General features: G+C 51.1%; 23 protein-coding genes. 10 read left to right on the top strand and 13 right to left on the bottom strand.

Annotation, left to right across the window (positions count from 1 at the left end):
• Positions 1-7: 7 nt before the first annotated feature.
• The 4 genes from L1285_RS18190 (at position 8) to L1285_RS18175 (ending at position 2,879) form a co-directional block, all read left to right on the top strand.
• The gene (locus L1285_RS18190) at positions 8-541 is read left to right on the top strand and encodes an SPOR domain-containing protein (protein WP_125720260.1); all 534 of its coding nucleotides are present in this window, start codon (positions 8-10) and stop codon (positions 539-541) included.
• A gap of 76 nt (positions 542-617) precedes the next feature.
• Complete coding sequence (hslV, locus tag L1285_RS18185; RefSeq protein WP_046004920.1) at positions 618-1,136, top strand: ATP-dependent protease subunit HslV; 519 nt, start codon at positions 618-620, stop codon at positions 1,134-1,136.
• Between the two features lie 11 nt (positions 1,137-1,147).
• Positions 1,148-2,476, top strand: coding sequence for an HslU--HslV peptidase ATPase subunit (gene hslU, locus L1285_RS18180; protein WP_130244511.1), 1,329 nt, complete (start codon positions 1,148-1,150; stop codon positions 2,474-2,476).
• 40 nt (positions 2,477-2,516) lie between these two features.
• Positions 2,517-2,879: a gamma-butyrobetaine hydroxylase-like domain-containing protein gene (locus tag L1285_RS18175; protein WP_235413666.1), complete on the top strand. Its 363-nt coding sequence runs from the start codon at positions 2,517-2,519 to the stop codon at positions 2,877-2,879.
• Positions 2,880-2,941: 62 nt separating this feature from the next.
• On the opposite strand, the gene L1285_RS18170 is transcribed toward L1285_RS18175, so the two are convergent.
• From L1285_RS18170 to L1285_RS18160, 3 genes are all read right to left on the bottom strand, one after another.
• Positions 2,942-4,822 (bottom strand): methyl-accepting chemotaxis protein, encoded by a 1,881-nt coding sequence (locus L1285_RS18170; protein WP_235413592.1) that lies wholly within the window; start codon positions 4,820-4,822, stop codon positions 2,942-2,944.
• A 108-nt stretch (positions 4,823-4,930) separates the two neighbouring features.
• Complete coding sequence (locus tag L1285_RS18165) at positions 4,931-5,983, bottom strand: MJ1255/VC2487 family glycosyltransferase (RefSeq protein WP_235413590.1); 1,053 nt, start codon at positions 5,981-5,983, stop codon at positions 4,931-4,933.
• Complete coding sequence (locus L1285_RS18160) at positions 5,980-6,501, bottom strand: phosphatase PAP2 family protein (protein WP_046004915.1); 522 nt, start codon at positions 6,499-6,501, stop codon at positions 5,980-5,982. Before L1285_RS18160 ends, L1285_RS18165 begins: the two co-directional genes overlap by 4 nt.
• A gap of 161 nt (positions 6,502-6,662) precedes the next feature.
• On the opposite strand from L1285_RS18160, the gene rraA reads away from it, so the two are divergent.
• Entirely contained in the window at positions 6,663-7,169 is a 507-nt protein-coding gene (gene rraA, locus L1285_RS18155; RefSeq protein WP_046004914.1) for a ribonuclease E activity regulator RraA, read from the top strand.
• Between the two features lie 75 nt (positions 7,170-7,244).
• Entirely contained in the window at positions 7,245-8,303 is a 1,059-nt protein-coding gene (locus tag L1285_RS18150) for a formimidoylglutamase (protein WP_235413589.1), read from the top strand.
• Here L1285_RS18150 and L1285_RS18145 read toward each other — a convergent pair.
• Together L1285_RS18145 and hutI are read right to left on the bottom strand one after the other, a co-directional pair.
• Positions 8,300-10,165, bottom strand: coding sequence for a GGDEF domain-containing phosphodiesterase (locus tag L1285_RS18145; RefSeq protein ID WP_235413587.1), 1,866 nt, complete (start codon positions 10,163-10,165; stop codon positions 8,300-8,302). The two genes, L1285_RS18150 and L1285_RS18145, sit on opposite strands and share 4 nt — an antisense overlap.
• Positions 10,166-10,189: 24 nt before the next feature.
• The gene (gene hutI / locus L1285_RS18140; RefSeq protein WP_235413585.1) at positions 10,190-11,410 is read right to left on the bottom strand and encodes an imidazolonepropionase; all 1,221 of its coding nucleotides are present in this window, start codon (positions 11,408-11,410) and stop codon (positions 10,190-10,192) included.
• A 151-nt stretch (positions 11,411-11,561) separates the two neighbouring features.
• Here hutI and hutC point away from each other — a divergent pair, with 151 nt between their 5' ends.
• Positions 11,562-12,272, top strand: coding sequence for a histidine utilization repressor (hutC, locus tag L1285_RS18135; RefSeq protein ID WP_235413583.1), 711 nt, complete (start codon positions 11,562-11,564; stop codon positions 12,270-12,272).
• A 6-nt stretch (positions 12,273-12,278) separates the two neighbouring features.
• Here hutC and L1285_RS18130 read toward each other — a convergent pair whose 3' ends face one another.
• Entirely contained in the window at positions 12,279-13,040 is a 762-nt protein-coding gene (locus L1285_RS18130) for an NADP-binding protein (RefSeq protein WP_235413581.1), read from the bottom strand.
• Between the two features lie 257 nt (positions 13,041-13,297).
• Between L1285_RS18130 and L1285_RS18125 the strand changes: the two genes are divergently transcribed.
• From L1285_RS18125 to hemN, 3 genes are all read left to right on the top strand, one after another.
• The gene (locus L1285_RS18125) at positions 13,298-15,328 is read left to right on the top strand and encodes a methyl-accepting chemotaxis protein (protein ID WP_235413580.1); all 2,031 of its coding nucleotides are present in this window, start codon (positions 13,298-13,300) and stop codon (positions 15,326-15,328) included.
• Between the two features lie 138 nt (positions 15,329-15,466).
• Positions 15,467-17,416, top strand: coding sequence for a HAMP domain-containing methyl-accepting chemotaxis protein (locus L1285_RS18120; protein ID WP_235413578.1), 1,950 nt, complete (start codon positions 15,467-15,469; stop codon positions 17,414-17,416).
• A 135-nt stretch (positions 17,417-17,551) separates the two neighbouring features.
• Positions 17,552-18,922, top strand: coding sequence for an oxygen-independent coproporphyrinogen III oxidase (gene hemN, locus L1285_RS18115; protein WP_235413575.1), 1,371 nt, complete (start codon positions 17,552-17,554; stop codon positions 18,920-18,922).
• Between the two features lie 55 nt (positions 18,923-18,977).
• Here the strand turns inward: hemN and L1285_RS18110 are convergent, their stop codons facing one another.
• The 7 genes from L1285_RS18110 to rpsS all read right to left on the bottom strand — a co-directional run bounded on the left by L1285_RS18110 (position 18,978) and on the right by rpsS (position 22,030).
• Positions 18,978-19,172 (bottom strand): hypothetical protein, encoded by a 195-nt coding sequence (locus L1285_RS18110; protein WP_049863783.1) that lies wholly within the window; start codon positions 19,170-19,172, stop codon positions 18,978-18,980.
• A 644-nt stretch (positions 19,173-19,816) separates the two neighbouring features.
• Complete coding sequence (gene rpsQ, locus L1285_RS18105; protein WP_049863782.1) at positions 19,817-20,074, bottom strand: 30S ribosomal protein S17; 258 nt, start codon at positions 20,072-20,074, stop codon at positions 19,817-19,819.
• Positions 20,074-20,265, bottom strand: coding sequence for a 50S ribosomal protein L29 (gene rpmC / locus L1285_RS18100; RefSeq protein WP_010376372.1), 192 nt, complete (start codon positions 20,263-20,265; stop codon positions 20,074-20,076). Before rpmC ends, rpsQ begins: the two co-directional genes overlap by 1 nt.
• Positions 20,266-20,679, bottom strand: coding sequence for a 50S ribosomal protein L16 (rplP, locus tag L1285_RS18095; RefSeq protein ID WP_070986409.1), 414 nt, complete (start codon positions 20,677-20,679; stop codon positions 20,266-20,268).
• Positions 20,680-20,692: 13 nt separating this feature from the next.
• Positions 20,693-21,394 (bottom strand): 30S ribosomal protein S3, encoded by a 702-nt coding sequence (rpsC, locus tag L1285_RS18090; RefSeq protein WP_046004901.1) that lies wholly within the window; start codon positions 21,392-21,394, stop codon positions 20,693-20,695.
• Between the two features lie 12 nt (positions 21,395-21,406).
• Positions 21,407-21,739 carry a 50S ribosomal protein L22 gene (gene rplV, locus L1285_RS18085; protein WP_010386167.1) on the bottom strand — a complete coding sequence of 111 codons (333 nt, stop codon included), beginning with the start codon at positions 21,737-21,739 and terminating at the stop codon, positions 21,407-21,409.
• A gap of 12 nt (positions 21,740-21,751) precedes the next feature.
• Positions 21,752-22,030, bottom strand: a complete 279-nt coding sequence (gene rpsS, locus L1285_RS18080; protein ID WP_010367084.1) for a 30S ribosomal protein S19 — start codon at positions 22,028-22,030, stop codon at positions 21,752-21,754.

The following is a 22,030-nucleotide window of genomic DNA, read 5'->3' as shown; positions in this document are numbered from 1 at the left end:
ATACGTTATGGCACAACACGACTATATAAATAAGAAACCGGGCGGTAAAAAGGCCGCAAAAGGAAAGGCCGCCAAGCCCTTTCCCAAGTTTTTTGCCGCGCTGACGCTGGTACTGATCAGTGCCTTTGGTTATGGCCTGTGGTACATCACACAACACGGCAAACCTGAGGTGCAAACCACCAGCCCGGCAGCCCCCAAGCAAGCTGAGCAACCGAAAGTCGAAAAAGATTTACCTCGTCCGCCGGATTTTATTAAAGACATTAAAGATCACGAGGTAAAAGTCGAGGTCAAGAAAATCGAGAGCCAGGGCCCCTACCAGATGCAATGCGGCTCGTTCAGAACCTATAAACAGGCCGAGCAAATGAAAGCCAAGATGGCCTTTGCCGGACTTATCGCAGAGATCCGCCGTACCGAAGGCTCCAACGGCGTCTGGTATCGAGTGCGCCTGGGTCCTTACGACACCAAACGCGGCGCCGAGAGCGATAAAAACAAGCTGGAACGAGTAAATATTGTCAGCTGTGGGATCTGGAAGTGGACTTGATCTTCGTAAAATCGTCCCTATCTCTACCCTAATTGAGTTTACAGATGAGGCTGATGCCTCCTGATTAAGGAATACTATGACAACTATCGTGAGTGTTCGCCGAGGCGACAAAGTCGTAATTGGCGGAGATGGCCAGGTTTCTCTTGGCAATACGGTAATGAAAGGCAACGCCAGAAAAGTGCGTCGCCTCTACAACGGTAAAGTACTAGCAGGCTTTGCCGGTGGCACTGCCGATGCGTTCACTTTGTTTGAACGCTTTGAAACCAAACTGGAAATGCACCAGGGCCATCTGACCCGGGCGGCCGTTGAAATGGCAAAAGACTGGCGCACCGACAGAGCGCTGCGCAAATTAGAAGCCTTGCTGGCCGTTGCAGACGAAACCGCGTCATTGATCATCACAGGTAATGGTGACGTAGTCCAGCCTGAGCATGACCTCATTGCCATCGGCAGTGGCGGTAACTTTGCCCAGGCCGCAGCCACCGCGCTGATTGAAAATACCGACCTGAGTGCCCGTGAAATTGTGGAAAAGAGCCTGACAATCGCAGGAGATATCTGCGTTTTTACCAACAATTTCCAAACCATCGAAGAATTGTAATAGGAATTGCCATGACAGCAATGACCCCAAGAGAAATCGTCCATGAACTGGACCAACATATTATTGGTCAGGACAACGCGAAAAAAGCCGTCGCCATTGCACTGAGAAACCGCTGGCGCCGCATGCAGCTTCCTGAAGAGCTGCGCAGTGAAGTGACGCCAAAGAACATCCTGATGATCGGCCCAACGGGTGTTGGTAAAACCGAAATTGCCCGTCGCCTGGCTAAGCTGGCGAACGCGCCGTTTATCAAAGTGGAAGCCACTAAGTTCACCGAAGTCGGTTATGTCGGCAAAGAGGTCGAGACCATTATCCGTGATCTGGTGGAAGTGTCATTTAAAATGACCCGCGAGCAGCAAACCAAGAAGCACAAGCACCGCGCTGAAGAAGCCGCGGAAGAGCGTATTTTGGACGCCCTGCTGCCACCGGCGAAAGACGCCTGGGGTGAAACTCAGCAAAGCGATAACAGCTCTACGCGTCAGGTATTCCGTAAAAAGCTACGCGAAGGCCAGCTGGATGACAAAGAGATCGACATCGACATCGCTGAAACAGCGCCTCAGGTAGAGATCATGGCGCCGCCAGGCATGGAAGAAATGACCAATCAGTTGCAGGGCATGTTCCAGAACCTGTCTGGCGACAAGAAGAAAAGCCGTAAACTGAAGATCAAAGAAGCCTTCAAGCTCTTAGTCGAAGAAGAAGCCGCTAAGCTGGTTAACCCGGAAGAGCTCAAAGAGCAGGCGATTTTTGCCGTTGAGCAAAATGGCATCGTGTTCGTCGATGAAATCGATAAGATCTGTAAGCGTGGCGAAGCGTCAGGTCCGGATGTCAGCCGCGAAGGCGTACAACGCGACTTACTGCCGCTGATTGAAGGCTCTACCGTCAGCACTAAGCATGGTATGGTCAAAACCGATCACATTCTGTTTATTGCTTCAGGTGCGTTCCAGATGGCTAAGCCTTCTGATCTTATTCCTGAGCTGCAAGGCCGTTTACCTATTCGCGTTGAATTAGAAGCACTGACGGCGAAAGACTTTAAACGTATTCTGACAGAACCTCATGCCTCTTTAACCGAGCAGCAACAGGCCCTGTTGAACACAGAAAGTGTCAGCATCGAATTCAGTGATGATGCAATTGAGCGTATTGCTCAGGCCGCCTGGCAAGTCAACGAGAAGACCGAAAACATCGGTGCCCGTCGTCTGCATACTGTGATGGAAAAGCTGATGGAAGAAATTTCATTCGATGCGTCCGACAAAGCCGGTGAGTCACTGACAATCGACGCCGCGTATGTCGATAAACATTTAGATATGCTGGTCCAGGACGAAGACCTGAGCCGCTTTATTCTTTAACAGATAATCGCCCGGTCCTGGATCGGGCTTTTTTATGCCTATGTATCAAGTAACTAAACTGCATTACCACAAGGTGCAAAAAACACTCGATGTGCACTTTGATGATGATCTGAGCCATTCGCTCAGCGCTGAGTTTTTACGTGTTCATTCCCCCTCGGCCGAGGTGCAGGGGCATGGCCCCGGTCAGCAACAACTGGTGCTCAACAAACAGAATGTGTCCATTGGTGAAATCGAGCCGGTCGGCCACTATGCGGTCAGGCTGGTGTTTGATGACGGCCACAACTCCGGGTTGTTCAGCTGGCAATACCTGAGAAAGCTGTGCGAACAACACGAGACACTGTGGCAAGACTATCAGCAGCGCGTGTCGGCAAAGCACGATGTGCCGATCAAGTTCATGCCATAAGGGCATACCAGACACAAAAAAGGCGACTGAGGTCGCCTTTTCTTTTACCTGGCATAGCATCACTACACCTGGTATTTTTCTACCGACTCGTACAAGTTACGAGCTTGCTCGGACAGTTCCTCACTGCTTTGCGCATTACTGCTGGCATGCTCCGATGCCACCTGTGCAATATCGCGGATCTTAACCACATTCTTGTTCACTTCTGACGCCACCTGTTTTTGCTCATCAATGGCAGTGGCAATATGCGTACTCATTTCCATAATGGTCTGCACATCTTCTGTGATCATCCCAAGCAGATTTCCAGCACGCTCTGCCTGTGCCACACTCTCGTTACCCTGCTCACGGCACTGCTCCATGATATTCACCACTTCGCGGGTGCGCTGCTGCAAGGTCGAAATAATGCTTTCGATTTCCTGAGTCGAATCCTGGGTACGCTGCGCCAGCGAGCGGACTTCGTCTGCCACCACCGCAAAGCCCCTACCTTGCTCACCAGCACGGGCAGCCTCAATAGCCGCATTCAGTGCCAGTAGGTTGGTTTGCTCAGCAATACCCCGGATCACATCAAGGACAGAGCCAATGGTCTCACCATCTCGCTCTAACTGACCTACTACGTCGGATGCCCCACCCAAAGACTCAGACAGCTGCATGATGTGCTCAATGGTTGAGGTCACCTCAGTGCGACCCAGCTGGGCATTCTTATTGGTAGACTCGGCTTTTTCCGCCGCCGCTTCGGTATTGTGCGAAATATCCTGAATGGTGGCCTGCATTTCAGTTGCCGCCGTTGCCACCATATCGGCTTCATGGAGCTGCTCAGTCATACCGGCACTGGTTTGTGCCGTGGTATCTGACAAGTGATGAGTTGCGTCATTGATGATCGCCAGCGCATTGTTCACATCGCCAATCAGCTCTTTGAAGTCGCCAATCAGGCTATTAAAGTCTTTGGTCATCAGGGTGATTTCGTCGTTACCCGTTTGCTCAATATGAATGCGCAAGTTGTTCTCACGGCGGATCCGCTCTATGGTCTGATAAACCCGCTCAACCGGACGAATAATCGACTGGCTGGTCGATAATACCAAAATCATCACCAGCACCGATGCCACCACAAAGATGATCAGCGCCGCCATCTGTGCCATTTGGGTGTTTTCTGCCACCGCCTGCTTGGCCTGTTCTACAATCCGGCCCACTACCGCATCGCTTTGTTCCACGCTTTGCTTCATGCTGCCCAAAGCGCCACTGTTAAGGTCCAGGCCCAGCTTGGTCTGTGCATCGACCAGATTTCTGAAACGAGTCTGATATTGCTTGATCAGCGTTAAAATCTGGCGCTCGTACTGCGCATCAAAGCCTGCGGCTTTTACCTGACCTTCAAACTTACTGATTTGATCGTCAAACTTCTTCAGGTACTTTAAATCCAGTCGCAGCATAAAGTCTTTTTCTGCCCGTCTGAGCATCAACATACTGACCAGCAGATCGTCACGCTGTTGCTGCTTCAGCATAGTTTCGACTTCATGAACGGCACTACGCAGCGCGCCATACAGCCCGTCTTTGGGATGCAGGCCGATGGTTTTTTGTAAATCAACGACGTTGTTAAAGTCGTCTACATAGGTTTGCGCGAGGCGTTCAAACTCGCGTAAGTTACTATCGTCAATATCGAACTCAGCAAATATCTCGTCCAACAGACCTGCTTTACGTTGCACCTCACTGTAGTCCCTGGCATATAAATCTAGTGCCTCAGTATCTTTGTAGAACAAAAAGTTCTTCTCGTGTTTGCGCATGGAGAGCTCATGAATATCCAGTTCCTCCGCGTACTGAATGGTTTCATTCAGCTTGCGCATGGTACTGGCTTCGATCATGATCACTGCCAGCATAACGACTAAAGCCACACCCACTACCAGCGCATTCAACTGCAAGCGCCGTTTAATGGTCAGATTTTCCAGAATTGCCATACGGTTACCCAATTATTACGAGACCTGCAATAAGTATAGATTATTCCGTCAGCAACGCCGCGCACTATTTGTCAATTTTGCACGACTTTATTACTAATTGCGCATTAATTAAGCGGCCTTTGGTGCTTTATTGAGCACCGCCTGCCAAAGCGTATCATGCAGCTCTGTGACATTGCTCCATTGTCCCTTAGTTAGCCACAAAGCTAACGGAGTCGCATCACTGGGAAAATTAATTTGCTGTCCGGCGGGTAACTCCAGCCATTCATCCAGTGCTTCGGAGTTAAGATAATTCATCACCTGGGCCAGTCCCAAGTTTTGTAAAGTCATGGCATTACTCTGCTGCTCAAACTGCCCCTGCAAAGGCTTAAGCAGGAGTTTTTTGCCAAACTTAAGCGCCTCGCTGGATAGTTCAAACCCGGCATTGGCCACCACCCCCGACGCATTAGCAAGGTCGGCAATAAACCCTTCACGCGAAGGGGCACGCAAGTGAATATGATTCAGTGAAGTATCTTTGGCATCCGGGTGATAGCAGTAGAACTCCTTATCCGGAAAGTCTTTCAGCAACTCCACTATGTGTGACAAGTCTTCAAATGGCAGGTACACCAGCACTTTGTTTGCTATCGACTGATTACCAAAGTCACCAGGCTGGTAAGGGATAAAAGGCGGCACAATGTTTTGTGCAAACGGTTGCCAGTGCACACCGAGGTGAATGTCAGCGGGTGCAAACCAGCGGATCAATGAGCGCAGCAAAAAGTTGCCACCAAATATCGGCACCTGCGGTGACAAAAAGGCACTTTGGTGACTCATGGCAACGACCGGCACTTTAGCACGGCGCGCAGCCCATGCCGTGATCGGTTCAAAGTCATTGAATACCATGTCATAGCCACGCATATCGAAGCGTCGTACATCTTGAATAAACCGACCAACGCGCAGCTGCTGCAGCGTGCCCTGATAATTTAACCGCCCATGTCGGGTTGCAAAGCTGATCCCGCGCCGGGTTTGATAATCCCCAAACACCGACATATCAAAATAACGCTCGTCCGGACGACCGGAAAACACGTAATCAACATCTATACCCAAACGTGTAAAGCACTCTGCCATCACCCGGGCACGGGTGATATGACCATTACCAGTTCCTTGTACGCCATATAAAATCTTCATAATTCCCCTACCACTCCTATTGCCAGCAAAGCACATCCGCTGCCTATCATCGCACCCAGAATGACATCAATTGGATAATGCACACCGACTACGATCCTCGATAACGACACACCTGATGCCCACAGCATCAAGGGCAGCGCCAATGCCGGAAAATGCTCCATCAGACAGGTCGCATATAACCAGGCACCCGCACTGTGTCCGGACGGCATGCTAAATTTATCACTCGGTGTAAGCATGGCTTTAACAGCAAGGCAATCACAGGGCCGAACCCTGGCGATACGGTTCTTCAGATAAAGGTAGAGTGGTCGTTCAATGGCAAACGCAACCACAGCACACAAGGCAAACTGCTGCCCGACCGAATCCATAAACAGTGCACTCAGGATACCCAGTACCACATAAAGCCCACCGTTTCCGCTTTTCGACAGTGCCAACATCACCATTTTGAACCAGGGCTTACACTCGGGTTTATAAAGGGCAAAATAAAGCGCCGTATCGAGTTTGATGATCTGTGTTTTCATAGTTCATGCTTACATTTGTTCACAATTTCAGCATAGAAGAGCTAAATAACACTGCCACGACAATTTTGTGACACAATTATGTATGTTGATTCAAAGCATTGCGCCCCTACATAATGGGAGTATACTGGACCGTGAATTCAGTTATTTTCGAGGACGCCCGTATGGATTACAGCACTTCCGATTTATGTGACCATTTTGCCGATGCCGTTGATGTATTAGAGCCAATGTTTATCAATTTTGGCGGTCAAAGCGCCTTTAGCGGGCGGATCAAAACGCTTAAGTGCTTTGAGAATAATGAGTTGATCAACCAGGTACTTCAGCAGGATGGGACTGGCCAAGTTTTATTGGTCGACGGCGGCGGTTCAACGCGCCGTGCACTCATCGACATTGAGCTGGCTGAACTGGCCATCGAGAATAACTGGCAGGGCATTGTCGTTTATGGCGCAGTGCGCCATGTCGAAGAATTGGAAGAATGTGATCTTGGCGTCCAGGCGATTGCCTCTATTCCGGTCGCAGCAGACAGCCATGGCAGTGGTGAGCAGGGCATTCCAGTCAACTTTGCCGGCGTGTCTTTCTACGACGACGATTACCTGTATGCTGATGCCACCGGCATCATTATCTCTGCTGAAGAGCTGCTACTGGAAGTCGACGACGAACAGGGCGAATAACACAGCAACTACCTTGTTAATTCTCCGGGTAAAGTTCACCTTTGCCCGGTTCAACCCCATAGATCGACCTGAATTATGAGTAACCACTGGCTTCATATTTATACCGAAGCGGACATTGCCGCTTATTGCACCAGCCGTGAAAACGAACAACGCTTCTGGCAAACCCTGGCTTTTTTGCAACCCAAAGATGACCTAACGCAGGCGCTGCGCGATGCCGCTCAGTTTGGCATTAAGTACGTCCTGGTTGCCATCAACGAAGATCTGGGTCCACGGGCCAACTGTGGTCGAGGTGGCGCTCACCTGGGCTGGCAAGCATTTTTACAGCGCTTCTTGAACCTGCCCTGTAATCGCTTTTTAACCCCGGATGACGTTTTGCTGCTGGGCGAAGTGCGCTGTGATGATCTGCAACAACAAGGCGCGGACCTGGACAATCGCGACCCGGCGCAGCTTGAGCAGTTACGCGAGCTGAACGGTCGGCTTGATGAGCGCGTAAGCGCGGTGATGCGGGCTGTCTTTGATGCCGGGCTGGCACCCATAGTGATAGGGGGTGGCCACAATAATTGCTTTGGCCTGTTACAGGCGTTATCTCAGAGCACTCAGCAGGCCTGCCACGCCATCAATTTCGATCCCCATGCCGATTTTCGCGCGCTGGAAGGACGCCATTCCGGTAACGGTTTTAGCTATGCCTTTGAGCAAGGCTATCTGGCGGATTACCATGTGGTCGGCATGCATGAACAGAAGAACAATCACACTATTATCAGTGCATTAGATCAAGCTGGATTCAGTTACAGCAGTTACCAGGATATTCTGGTGCGCCGCACGCTGACCCTGACTGAGGCATGTCATACTGGCCTGGAACGTTTTGCCGGACAAGCGCCATTGGGGATAGAAGTGGATGTCGATGCCATCTCCGGGATGCCAGTCAGCGCCTATACCAACTGTGGCTTTACGGCCAATGATGCGGAGCATTTTGTTCACCTGGCCGCCCGCCAGGAGCGCGCCCGCTATTTACACCTGTGTGAAGCGGCACCGGAGCACCACCCACAAGGCTTGCAGCAAGGGCTGAGCGATGCCGGTCAGGTATTGGCTTCTTTGGTATGTAGCTACTTACAGGCGCGTAAGACAGGCGTTTAATGTGAGTCTGGCTGAGGCGAAGCTGAGCCATCTTCCGGATGCTCCCAGCGCCATTGCTTCAGCCAGCTGATCATGCCCACACTGCTCAGGGGCCGGGCAAAATAATAGCCCTGCGCCGCAAAGGTGTTGAGACTTTTCACAAATTGCAGCTGCTCCGGCGATTCCACCCCTTCACAAATCACTTTGCAAGCCTGGATCTGCTGCATTTCGACAATCCCACGCACGACACTTTTGAATGATCCCTGGTTACCATGATCTGAGGTTAAAGAGCGACCCAGTTTGACGTAATCAACGGTCAGCTGAGGCAACTTAGACAAGGTAACCGGGGTTTCGCCAAAGCTGTCTATGCACAAGCGCAGCCCCATGGAGCGTAACCGCGACACCATGGCAATGCCCTGAGGGTCGAGGCTGGTAAACAAACTGGAAGGACACTCTATGATCAAATCCCCTGGCTTCAGTTGGTGCTCCACCAGCACATGATCGATAAACTCGATGAATTCCTCATGCAGCATTTCCGGGCCAAACAGGTTCAGACTCAGCGGCATCGCAATCCCTTCCATGCGCAATGCCAGGGCAATTTCGGCAGCTCGTTCAATCACATACTGCGCAACCGGTAAGGCCAGACCGGCGATACGGATGTCTTCAATAAATTTGCCTGCTGCCAGGATCCCTTGTTTAGGATGCTGCCAGCGCAGCAGCAGCTCCAGAAATTCAATGTCACCGTCTTCATTGCGCACCACGGGCTGAAAGTACAGCTCCAGCTCTTTTCTGAAGTCGATGTGTGCCAGCTCAGCCAGCCGGGCTTGTTGCTCCAGGCGATTGATTTGCATCTGTTGCTGGTATGGCGCGATCGGGCTGTCGGGTTGACTATCCAGCGCCAGAAATGCGCAGGTTAATAAGTTCTCAAACTGTCCCTGCTCTTCATCGCAATTGACATAACTGGCGCGCGCTTTAACCTCGATGGTGCAGTTGCCTACATTGAAAGGTTTTAATGTGCTTTCAATGATTTCATTGACCATCTGCTCATGTAAATGGTGCTGATTGACCAGGCTACAGACAAAGACAAAATGCAGCCCGCCTAAATGCGCCAACCGCGATACATCATTACCCAAAGGGATTGGCATGACGTCCGGATGCTGCAAATGTTGTTTAATGCGATTGGCCGACTGGGCCAGTAACAGGTCACCAAACTCGCGGCCGAGATGAAAGTTCACCTGCTGAAACCCTTCCAGACGGATCATCACCAGCATGGCCGCACTGGGGTCGCGCTGACGGAAATCATAAAACGCAGTGCGAAACCCGGCCCGATCGGGTAATTCGAGAATATCCGCGGTTTTGCTTTCATCTGTGCCTGGCTGTTGCGCCGACTCAGCTGCAGCTCTGGGCAGCATTAGCTCAGCAAAGAACACCGGCAGCAGGGCCGCCACGACCAGGCCCGGCGATAACCCCCAGTACAATGCCCCACCCAGCGCCAGCACGGCACCACCCAGGCTAAGGCACGCAATCAGCTGAAATCGCCGTTGTTTGGTGCGCAGGGCCAACCACACTTGCAAGAGTAACAGCGGGATGAGTAAATAAGCAAAATACACTGCAGAATTGGCCAGATAGGCCAGAGCCACCGCCGTGGTGGTCGCATAAATCAGTCGGTGCAACGGCTGCTGACTGACACTGGTAGCACCGATGCTGGCACTGAGCAAGGCCCCTGCCATAAAAGCCATTAACAGGGGGGACTGAACATCAGAGGCCTGCCAAAATGACGCTACCGACATACTGGCCGTTGCGGCCATAACCCCAGGGTGACAGCATGCCAGCAGCATCAGAATGCTGTGAAAACTCTGTTTTAGCAGCAATTTTTTTGTCATCAACAGGCCATTGCAAAATTCTTACTATTGCACAAGTTTACCCGAAATCCAGGTATTTAACAGGTCATTTACGCCAAACTGATAACTGAGTTCAGCCGGATGACCGACCTGCCACAGCACCATATCGGCACGCATGCCGACTTTGAGCATACCTCTGTCTGACAAACCCAGCGCTTTAGCACCATGGCGTGTAACACCCAGTAATGCTTCTTCCGGCGTCATACGGAATAAGGTACACGCCATATTCAGCATCAGACGTAAAGAACACAGCGGTGCAGTGCCGGGGTTAAAGTCGCTGGCCAGGGCAATCGGCACATTATGCTGGCGCAGCAGTTCAATCGGTGGCTGCTGGGTTTCACGTAAAAAGTAAAATGCCCCCGGTAGCACCACGCCGACCGTCCCCGCTTTGGCCATGGCCTTAACACCGGCTTCATCGAGGTACTCAATATGATCGGCGGACAGACCATTAAATTCAGCCACCAGCTCACTGCCATGCTGATTAGACAACTGCTCGGCGTGACACTTCACCTTTAGACCAAGCTCAGTTGCTTTGGCAAACACGCGGCGCGTTTGTTCATTGCTAAAGCCGACGTTTTCGCAAAATGCATCGACCGCATCGGCCAGGGATTGTTCTGCGACCTGAGGAAGCATGTGCTCACATACCAGGTCGATATAGCCATCGGCATCATCACGATATTCCGGCGGTAGCGCGTGCGCTCCCAGGAAGGTGCTTTGTACACTGATGGGATGATGCTCATCGAGCATGCGGTTGACTTCCAGCAGCTTGATCTCGCTGTCGCAATCCAGACCATAGCCGGACTTACTTTCGACTGTGGTCACCCCCTCGCTGAGCAACGCATTCAGTCGCGTTTTACCAACCACAAACAGGTGCTCATGATCCGCCGCACGGGTTGCCTTCATGGTTGTTGCGATCCCCCCGCCCTGCTGCGCGATTTCTTGATAGGACACACCATTAAGACGCTGCTCAAATTCCTGGGCCCGTGAGCCGGCAAATAAAATATGGGTGTGGCAATCGATCAGACCCGGTGTCATCCAGGCGCCTTTTGCCGAGATAGTCGGCGTGGTCACCGGATCAAATTCCGGGAGTTCCGACTGCGCACCCAGCCAACAGATCAGCCCATCTTTCACCATCATCGCCCCGTGCTCAATGGCGCCATAAGGACGCTCAATCTCCGGGTCCATTGTCGCCAGATTAACATCCAGCACCACTAAATCTACTACCATCACCACGCAATTCCTCATCTCTAACTTGCTGGTTTGAGTGTAGCAAGAAAGCTTGTATATACAATAGAGGTGTGCCATGTTTATCAGTGAGCTATGTTCGCTCAGCCTGACACCCGAGTCGGTTTTTCTTTACTAACCATGGCATGAGATTGTGACAACGCAACCCAAATTTGCACAAATAAAACAACATATCATTGCACAGATCCGCAGTGGTGCCTGGCAGGAAGATCAGCGGGTTCCCTCTGAAAACGCGCTCTCTGCCCAATTCAGGGTCAGTCGCATGACTGCCAGACGCGCACTCAGTGAGCTGAGTGATGCCGGGATCCTGACCCGCAGCCAGGGGCTGGGCACCTTTGTGGCACGGTTTAAATCCCAGTCGTCATTGCTGGAGATCCGCAATATCGCCGACGAACTCAAAGAACGCGGCGGACATTACACCTGCGTGGTGCTGTCGCTTGAATCCATCGCAGCCATTGCGCCAATCGCCATTGCGCTGGGTGTTGAAGTCGACAGTCAGGTGTATCGCAGCGTGCTGGTGCATCACGAAAATGAGCAGCCTTTGCAGGTTGAAGAGCGTTTTGTAAACCCGCAGCTGGCCCCGGATTATCTGCAGCAGGACTTCACCGGGATCACCCCTCATGAATATCTGATCCAGATTGCCCCGCTGACCGAGGCGCGCCATACCGTAGAAGCCATTATGCCCGGCCCCGATATTTGTCAGTGGTTGAACATGTTTCATGAAGAGCCCTGCCTGCAATTGATCCGCAGAACCTGGTCGCAAGGGGGGATTGTCAGTTTTGCCCGGCTAATCTCACCGGGCAGCAAATATCGCCTGGGCGGTCACCTGACCTTCAAAAAATAACGGACCTCAGATGGCGTGTTGGTAGCTAAACCCAAGCGCTTCGATGGCTGAACCATCAATGATCCGCGCCTTGCTGTCGTCGCTGGCAAAACTCGGCGGCGCGGTGCCAGCCTGGGCACAATGTGCCTGATAGTAATCCTGCTTCAGCGGGTGGGCCGGTGAGCAAATGTTATAAACGGCTCTGGCCTGAGGCCACTGGTTCATGACGCACATAATGGCCGCAACCACATCATCACGATGCACCATGTTGACCCGCTCCTGCGCTGAGCTGCGTAATGCTTTGCCCGCAATAAACAGCCCCGGCTCCCGCCCAGGCCCAACCAAACCCGCAAGCCTGAGCACTTTGCCGCCATGGGACAACACTAATTGCTCAGCCTGCTGCAAAATGTGCTGACGTCGTGAATCGGTTGCTGCCAGCGCCCCATGCTCGGTGTAGTGTCCATCTGCATCGGCATACACGCCGGTGCTGGAGCACAGCAAAAACCCGCTCATCTGTAACTCGGTGGCCAACGCTAATGCTGCTTCTAACGTCGCCAGGTAATTGCTGTCTTCCCGCCGGGCACCCGGTGGCATGGCACAAAGCCAAAAAGCCTGCTGCAGCGACACATTATGGACAAGTGTTTTACCGTCATGCACCAGCTGCCGGGATAGTTCATCATCGTGTGGTTGTCGCCGGGTTGCCTGTACCTGCCAGCCCTGAGCCGCAGCCGCTTGAGCAACCGGCATACCCAGCCAGCCGGCCCCGGCCACAACGAGTTTATTGTGCATATCATTTTCCTGTGGTTTTACGCGCTGTGCGCATGATGCTACAGCCCGGCATGTACTGGCAATAGCCCATGACTTTCAAAGCGGTAAGAAAAATGGCTGATTTATTGCTAAAAGTTAAAGTATCTGTCCCTAATGCCGATTATGGATGTAAAGATTATTCGTCAAGTGTTATCAATCAACCACCGTAATTTGTGGCCTTATTGTACAAGATATGATTTGATTGAGGCTTGCCTGATCCCAAGAAAAAGAAAAAACGCATGTTAGAAAATTTATCTCTTCGAAAAAAAATCCTCTTTTTAATTGGCGGTACCATTTCAATTTTACTGGTTGCTGCATCAGGGTATTTCGTTAACCACATTGCCCAGCTTTCCCGGGAAGGGATAGAGCGCGAAGCGCAGAGCCACTTATATGCCGAAAAGCTCTCCATGGAATCTTTCTTTTCTCGTTACGGTGCCATAGTAGAGACCTTTGTTACCAACCCGCACAACGTCAACTGGTTTGACGGCTACACCCAGCGAGAAAAACCGCTAAGTGCGGACTTGGCCTACCAGGAAGTGAATCAGGACTTTATCCGGATCTCTGCCAGCGATGAAAACATTCTGTCCGCCTTTATGGCCTCGGCACGCACTGGTGAATACTTCAAAGAAAATGAGCGTACCTCTAACTACTCAGACGGTCGTCCTTATTACTCTTATAAACGTCCCTGGTGGCAAGATGCGCTGAGCCATGGCGGTTTATACGTCGGTGCGGTGTCGGTCGACATTAATACCGGTGCGGTTTCTGCCGTGGTGCAGCAGCCCGTTTACAATGCCCAGCGCGAACTCGTTGCCGTTGGCGGGGTTGACCTGCAGATCAATAAGATCAGTGAGCTGGTCGAGCAGATCCAGTTCGATGGTCAGGGCTATGGCTTCTTGCTCGACCACAACTATAAGGTCGTGCATTTATCCAAGCGAACAGGTCATCAACTGTCTATCACAGATGAAGGCCCCAATGGCAAAGAAGGCCTGGAAGCACTGGAAAGACAATTTGCCGACACCCAGGGCTTTGCCGAGCTTAACCGGGCAATGCGTGCAGACGGTGCAGGTGCGGCCAGGGTCACGCTCAAGGGCGTGGATTACTATGTGGTGTTCAACAATGTGAAGCTGGATAAACCTATCCTGGACTGGCATCTGGGCTTGCTGATCCCCGTTAGCCTGATAGAAGAGCCGGTTAACGAAGCCGTAATGAGTACCGTGACAGCGGTGGTCCTTATCCTTGCCATTATTGTTGCGATGATTTTATGGGCCACGCACATGATAGCAGCCCCTATCACGACACTGACCAACACCATGCGCGATATTGCATCGGGCGAAGGTGATCTGACCCGCCGTATCGACATTACCAGTCAGGATGAAGTCGGCCAGCTGGCGCACCATATGAACACCTTTATCGACAAGCTACGCAGCATGATGCTCGATACCGCCGCGCAGGCGCAACAGCTCAGTGGTGCCGCGGCGCAGCTACAGGATGTGTCGACCAACACCAATAATGAGATCCAGCAAGAGAAAGAACAGGTCGACAGTGTCAGTGCTGCTGTAACCGAGATGGCCGCCACAGTCACGGAAATTTCTCGTAATGCCCATGAAACCAATCGCGCCGCAGATCTGGTGCAAAGCATGACCAATGACGGTGCTGCCCGCTCCGGTCAGGCGCAGGAAGTGATGACTGAGCTTGCCAGCCATATCGGTGAAGCGGCTAAAGTCGTGGCCGGCCTGGAGCAGGAAACCAGTAACATAGGTGCCGTGATTGATGTGATCAATGGCATTGCAGAGCAAACCAACCTGCTGGCCTTGAACGCCGCCATTGAGGCCGCGCGAGCCGGTGAGCAGGGTCGTGGTTTCGCGGTGGTTGCTGACGAAGTACGCAGCCTGGCCAGTCGCACGCAAGAATCAACCGACGATATTCGCAATATGATTTCGCGTCTGCAACAAATTGCGCAGCAGGCATCGGTGATGATGCAGCAGGGCCAGGATCGGGCCGAGGGCTCGGTTGGACAGACCCAGGAAGTGCTGGATGCGCTGCGCAACATCACGGAGTCGGTTAGCACAGTTCAGGATCAGAGCCATCAGATAGCCACTTCGACGGAAGAACAAACGGTGGTCGCGGAAGACATCAATAACAGCCTGAATGCCATTAACGACCTGGTGAACAGTACTGCCAACCATGCCCATTTATTGGCAGATGAAGCACGGGATCTGAACAGTCTGGCCAAGGCCCTGAACAACACAGTAAACCAATTCAAATTATAATCATACGTTGCTAGCCCGAATGCCGGGCTAGCACTTTATTCTCGCTTCTTTCATTGCCAGCCTCTTGCTAAAACTTGACTAATGCTCCATTGCAGACGATCACTTAAAGGGTGACTCTTTGCAAAATCGTGCTTAATTATGCTTAAAAACCTCAAACTAACGCAGCTGCTTGCGTACTCATTTGGTGCGCTCATTACTCTGATGGCTATCGTTTCTGTTGTAGCCTGGCTGGGCCTAAGCTCGGGCTACAACAACTTTATTGAGTATCGTACTCTGGCCCGCAATGGCAACCTGGAAGGCCGCGTTCAGGCAAACCTGTTGTTAGTGCGCCTCAATGCCCTGAAATACCTCAAAGAGCAAAATGCGGCCAACATCGCCGGATTCAATGAGCGCTTTGCGCTGCTCAGCGATTTAATGGACCAGGCCCAGAGCAGCATAGACGACCCGCAGTATCGCGCTCAACTCAATACCAGTGCAGACGAAATTGAGCAGTACCGCGCCGCCTTTGAGCAAATTGTGCAACTGTATGCCCGCCGCGATGACATTGTGACCAATCAGCTGGATGTCAACGGAGCCAAAATGCGCACCTTACTCAGTGAAGTGGTGGACACCGCCTATCAGCGTGAGGACAGCAAAGCTTTATACGCTGCCGCCAAGCTCGAAGAAACCCTGATGCTGGGGCGCCTGTTTGTCACCAAGTTTTTGGTCACCAATGCCGCGGAAGACTATCAGCGAGCCGTAACTGAGTTCAGCAAGCTGGCCACCTTACTTGATGAACAGGCCGGTGCCTTTGCCTGGCAACCTGCACAGGGCTTGCTGGCGCGCTTTTTACAAAGCAAACTGGACTATCTAAGTGGTGTGAAGGCCATCAATCAGACCATTTCACAGCGCAATCAACTGATTGAACAACGCCTTAACGTACTGGGCCCAAAAGTCGCCAATACCCTTGAAGATATTAAACTGGACATAAAAGCACGCCAGGATAAGCTGGGCGCTCAGACACAGCATGCCAGCGAACAGGCGGTGCTGTGGGTTTCCATCGTCTCGGTGTTAGTGGTGTGTGCCGGTGTCTTCCTGAGCAGGTATGTCAGTAGGTTACTGCACGACCCCATAGGCGGAGAACCCAGAGAGATAGAAGCGCTGGCCAAAGCCATCGCCAAGGGCGACCTCAGTTATCAGTTTGCGACCACCAACACCACAGGTATCTACCGGGCGATGTCAGAAATGACCACAACCCTGCGCGATATCGTGGGCAAGATCAAAGCGGCAACGACCACACTGAACGATACCTCAGACACCATGATCACCGTCACAGAGCAAACCAAAAGTGAAACCGATCAGCAACAGGACCAGTTAACCCAAAGCGCCACCGCCATGCAGCAAATGAGCGCCACGGTCCAGGAAATTACCCAAAGCGCCCAGCTTGCTGCCGATGCGGCCACCGACGCCGATCAACAATCACAGACCGGGATCCAAGTGGTACAAGCTTCCCGTGAGGCCATGAGTGAACTGGTTGGCAGCATTCAGCAGGTCAGTGAATCCATTACCCAACTGGAAAGCGAAACCGAGTCAGTGGGCTCCATTTTAGACGTGATCCGCAGCATTGCCGATCAAACCAACCTGCTGGCACTGAACGCCGCGATTGAGGCAGCACGAGCCGGTGAACAGGGCCGCGGGTTTGCCGTGGTGGCCGATGAAGTGCGCAGCCTGGCCAGTCGCACCCAGCAAAGTACCGAAGAGATCCAGACGATGATTTCGCGACTGCAAAGCGAGGCAAAACGCTCGGTAGAGCATATGCATCGCAATGTCGACCATGCAGAGCATTCTGCGGAGCAAACAGAGCATGCTGGCGCGACCTTACAGGCCATTTGCAGCTCAATCAGTACCATTCGCGACATGAACCTGCAAATTGCCAGTGCGTCGGAGGAGCAAAATACGGTGTCTCTGCAAATCTCTGAAAGTGTCACCAACGTCAGTGAAAGTGCGGCAGAAACGGCACAGGGCGCTCTGCAAGTTTCACAGGATGCCAAAGCATTGAGCAAAGTCGCCAGAGAGCTCAATACCCTAATCGATCAGTTCAGGCTCTAATACCTATTTCAATCAATATCTGGGCTCTGCGCGGGTCGTTTCGGTCCCGCGCCGCGCTTCCTTTTGCTTTAGATCAACGCCCCACAGCACAACTTTGCTTACACTGGCCTTCTCAATAGTAAAGAGAGTGCGATCGTGATTAAATTACCTCAGTGGGATGACTCCCTTATCAACAAGTACAATATCTCGGGCCCCAGATATACCTCTTATCCAACGGCTCTTTCGCTGGAGTCGGGCTACGCACAAAGCGATCTGGTGGACGCCATTGCCCACTCGCAGAGCCGGGCGCTGTCGTTATACATCCATATTCCGTTTTGTCACCAGCTTTGCTATTACTGTGGCTGTAATAAGATTATCACCCGCCATCAGTCTAAGGCGGATGTCTATCTTGATCATCTGGAGCTGGAAATCGCCGCTCAGGCGCCTCTGTTTAAAGACTACCAGGTGGAGCAACTGCATCTCGGTGGCGGCACACCGACCTTTCTGACTACAGCACAAATGACCCGACTGGTCGCCATGCTGGAGCAGCACTTTACCTTTACACCGGATGCCCAGCGCGGCATTGAAATAGACCCCAGATCGCTGGCCGGCGACATGCTGCCAGCGTTAAAAACGCTCGGTTTTAACCGGGTATCATTCGGGGTGCAGGATTTTAACGATCAGGTACAAGCAGCAGTCAATCGCCCACAACAGGTTGACGAAGTACTGTCTTTGCTCAAACAGGCTCGCGACCTGGGCTTTAAGTCCATCAATATGGATATGATCTACGGCCTGCCACATCAGAGCGTTGCATCCTATCGCGACACCATAGCGCAGCTGATTGAACTCGGCCCGGACCGGGTATCAGTATTTAACTATGCTCATCTGCCGGAGCGCTTTGCTGCACAACGTAAGCTCAAAGAAGCCGATATGCCGGGACCACAGGAAAAACTCGCCATATTCAAGCAAACGCTGGAACAGATGACCGCCGCAGGCTATCAGTTTATTGGCATGGACCATTTTGCCAAAACCGATGACGAACTGGCTGTGGCACAGCGACACAATCACTTGCACCGCAATTTCCAGGGCTACACCACTCATGGTAACTGCGATCTGCTGGGTCTGGGCGTGTCGTCCATATCACAGATTGGCAATGCCATTTTACAAAATGAAAAAGACCTGAAGCCTTACTATCAGGCTGTGACTGAGCGCCATAGCGCCATTCATAAAGGCGTGAAGCTCACTCAGGATGACATAATACGCGCCGCAGCAATCAAACAACTGATCTGCCACTTTGAGCTTGATAAAGACGCCTTTGCCAAAGCGCATAGCATCGACTTTGATGACTATTTTGCTGATGCCCTGGCGGCGCTTCAGCCACTGGCGGACGATGGCTTGGTTGAGCTCAGCGAGCGGCGTATTGAAGTAACCGCCAGAGGCAACCTGTTTATCCGCATCATCTGCATGTGTTTTGATGCCTACCTGCAACAACAGATCAAAAACACCCGCTTTTCACGGGTGATTTAAGGACCTACAAAAGGGGAAGCACCTCATACGTACAACCCGTTTAGTGGTGCTTCAATTAACAGCCATGAACCTCAGGATCGGAAATAAAACAGAAGTGATCACAGGACTTATTGGTTCGACAACCGCGCGTGCCAACTGGTAAACAAGCGAGCAGTGAGCCACCCGCAACTTTTGGGGTCATATCAACAGGCATTGTGGTTGTGCTTGGGGATAACGCCTTCATCGGCTTTTTGTTGAGTTTTAATTTCATTGGGTTTTCCTTAATAATAAAGTGAATTGCACCACCGAGCACAGTTCAAAAAACAACCAACCCCAATACCTTGATTTAGCAACGTAACACGCATCGCTACAGTACCTCTGCAAGAATATCCCCCAGGAATGGCGCACATTCACGTATGACCATTCTATTCAGACGACCCCTAAAATAACCTGATCGCCCCAAACGCAAAAGCCCCGACCAAAAGGCCGGGGCTTTTCAAAAGTTTAATTTAGTTAAAAACTAAAATTAAGCTTTCTTAGGACGAACCAGAACGTCTACCAAAGTCCAGGATGTTTTCTTCGGGGTTTTGGTGGTGACGCACATTCACGGATGACCATTCTATTCAGACGACCCCTAAAATAACCTGATCGCCCTAAACGCAAAAGCCCCGACCAAAAGGCCGGGGCTTTTCAAAAGTTTAATTTAGTTAAAAACTAAAATTAAGCTTTCTTAGGACGAACCAGAACGTCTACCAAAGTCCAGGATGTTTTCTTAGAGGGTTTTGGAATGCTGCACATTCATGGAACGTCGCGCTATTCAGCAAACCCTTCTGAACAGTCTGAGTGCCCCAAACGCAAAAGCCCCAGCCAAAAGGCCGGGGCTTTTCAAAAGTTTAATTTAGTTAAAAACTAAAATTAAGCTTTCTTAGGACGAACCAGAACGTCTACCAAAGTCCAAGATTTTTTCTTAGAGATCGGCGCACATTCACGGATAGTCACAGTATCACCTGCTTGCGCAGTGTTGCTCTCATCGTGTGCGTGCAACTTAGTTGTACGCTTGATGAATTTACCGTAGATCGGGTGCTTAACCTGACGCTCGATAGCAACAACGATTGACTTGTCCATTTTGTCGCTAACTACACGACCTTGAAGAGTACGGATCTTATCGCTCATTATGCACCTGCCTTCTGGTTGATAACCGTTTTAACACGCGCAATATTGCGACGTACTTTTTTCAGCTCGTGAGTCTGAGCCAGCTGACCAGTGCTCGCTTGCATGCGCAGGTTGAACTGCTCACGCAGAAGCTCTAGAAGTTCAGCATTTAGCTCTTCTACGCTTTTGTCTTTAAGTTCGCTAGCTTTCATTTACATTACCGTCCGAGTTACAAAAGTGGTTTTGAAAGGTAATTTACGAGCAGCTAGGTTGAATGCTTCGCGAGCAAGCTCTTCTGAAACACCTTCCATCTCGTAAAGTACTTTACCAGGCTGAATTTCAGCAACCCAGTATTCAACAGAACCTTTACCTTTACCCATACGAACTTCAAGCGGCTTTTCTGTAATTGGCTTATCTGGGAACACACGGATCCAGATTTTACCTTGACGCTTGATGTGACGTGTCATAGCACGACGAGCTGCTTCGATTTGACGAGCAGTCATACGGCCACGGCCAGTCGCTTTCAAGCCGAAAGAACCGAAGCTAACTTTATTACCGCTATTTGCAAGACCACGGTTGCGGCCTTTGTGCACTTTACGGAATTTTGTACGTTTTGGCTGTAACATTAGTCGCTACCTCTTACTTAGCACTTTTTTTAGCTTTCTTCGGAGCGCGCTTGGCTGGCTTCTCAGCTTCTTGTTTCAGTGGAAGACCACCGATAACTTCGCCTTTGAAGATCCAAACTTTAACACCGATGATACCGTAAGTGGTCAAAGCTTCAGAAGTTGCGTAGTCGATGTCAGCACGTAGAGTGTGTAGAGGTACACGACCTTCACGGTACCACTCAGAACGTGCGATTTCAGCACCGCCTAGACGGCCGCTAACTTCAACTTTGATACCCTTTGCACCCAGACGCATTGCGTTCTGTACCGCGCGCTTCATAGCACGACGGAACATTACACGACGCTCTAGCTGTGAAGAGATACCGTCAGCAACTAGTTGTGCATCAAGCTCTGGCTTACGTACTTCTGCAATGTTGATTTGTGCAGGTACACCAGCAAGCTTAGTTACAGCGTGGCGAAGCTTTTCAACGTCTTCACCTTTTTTACCGATAACAACACCAGGACGAGCTGTGTGAATTGTTACACGGATAGATTTAGCTGGACGCTCAATAACGATTTTAGACACAGAAGCGTTTTTCAATTCCTTAGTAAGGTATTGACGCACTTTGTGATCACCAAAAAGCTGTTCAGAGAAATCTTTTGTATTCGCGTACCAAGTAGATACCCAAGGCTTTGAGATACCTAGGCGAATACCAGTAGGATGAACTTTTTGTCCCATTACTTATATCTCCTAGCTATCTGAAACCACAACAGTGATGTGGCTTGAACGCTTAAGGATGCGGTCTGCGCGTCCTTTAGCACGTGGCATAATACGCTTCATTGTAGGACCTTCGTCTACAAATACTTTAGCCACTTTAAGCTCATCAATGTCGGCACCTTCGTTGTGCTCCGCGTTAGCGATAGCAGACTCAAGTACTTTCTTAACTAATACAGCCGCTTTCTTTGGGCTGTACGCTAGGATTTCTAGCGCGCGATCAACCGGAAGTCCGCGGATCTGATCTGCAACTAGACGTGCTTTTTGCGCCGAACCAGAGGCGAATTTGTGTTTAGCTAATGCTTCCATCATACCCTCCGATTAACGCTTTTTAGCTTTCTTATCCGCAGCGTGACCGCGGTAAGTACGTGTAGGTGCAAATTCACCTAGTTTGTGACCGATCATTTCGTCTGTAACGAATACAGGTACGTGCTGACGACCATTATGGACAGCGATGGTCAATCCGATCATGTTAGGGATGATCATTGAACGACGGCTCCAAGTCTTGATAGGCTTCTTGTCACCGCTTTCCAACGCCTTCTCTACCTTCTTCAGCAAGTGTAGGTCAATGAATGGACCCTTCTTGAGAGAACGTGGCAT

This window comes from Pseudoalteromonas sp. DL2-H2.2 (assembly GCF_021532535.1).
Classification (GTDB): Bacteria; Pseudomonadota; Gammaproteobacteria; order Enterobacterales; family Alteromonadaceae; genus Pseudoalteromonas; species Pseudoalteromonas rubra_A.
This window is presented reverse-complemented; position numbering and strand designations above follow the sequence as displayed.